Annotated in this window: 1 protein-coding gene; it reads left to right on the top strand. The window is 56.8% G+C overall.

All coding sequences use genetic code 11. The features are described 5' to 3' along the window. Positions 1-78 precede the first annotated feature (78 nt). A partial coding sequence (locus ACR0LN_RS23950) for an IS3 family transposase (RefSeq protein WP_480433244.1) occupies positions 79-696 on the top strand: 618 nt, incomplete at its 3' end.

Here is a 696-nt window from a genome sequence, read left to right as displayed (position 1 = left end):
CAATCGTGTCAGACCCCATCAGGCTCTAAACATGCGACCGCCCGTTCCAGAAACCTTGCTCAAAACTGGCCCATAGAATTGGGGCTGGACAGGCGCACCTGTCGCGTGATTGGATTGGCGCGGAGCACGCTGCAATACCGCGCAGCGCCAAAGGATGATGAGGCGTTACGTCTGGCGATGATCCGATTGGCCAAACGGTATGGGCGCTACGGCTACCGCAAGGTCGCCGAGCTGCTGCGTGTCGAAGGCTGGGCAGTCAATCATAAAAAGATCGAACGACTATGGCGCGAAGAAGGCTTGCAGCTCCCACAACGGCACAAGAAACGCAAACGGCTGTACCACAAGGACAGCTCGATCATCCGGCTCCGACCGCAACATCCCAATCACATCTGGAGCATTGACTTTGTCCACGACAAGCTGAGCAACGGACAGAGCTACAAGATGCTGACGGTGCTGGATGAGTATACCCGTGAGGCGCTCTGCGTAGCGGTCAAGCCGAAGATGAACAGCGCAGACGTGCTGGATGCGCTCTACCCACTCTTATTGCGGCACGGGAAGCCCGAACACATCCGTTCCGACAACGGCGCGGAGTTCATCGCAACGGCCCTGCAGACCTGGTTAAGAAAGGTGGGCATTAAGCCGATCCAAATCTACCCGGGATCACCTTGGGAGAATGGATACAACGAGCGCTTCAAT

The organism is Ruegeria sp. AA6 (assembly GCF_056542865.1).
The sequence above is the reverse complement of the archived record's forward strand: the minus strand, read 5'-3'. Positions and strand labels throughout refer to the sequence as shown.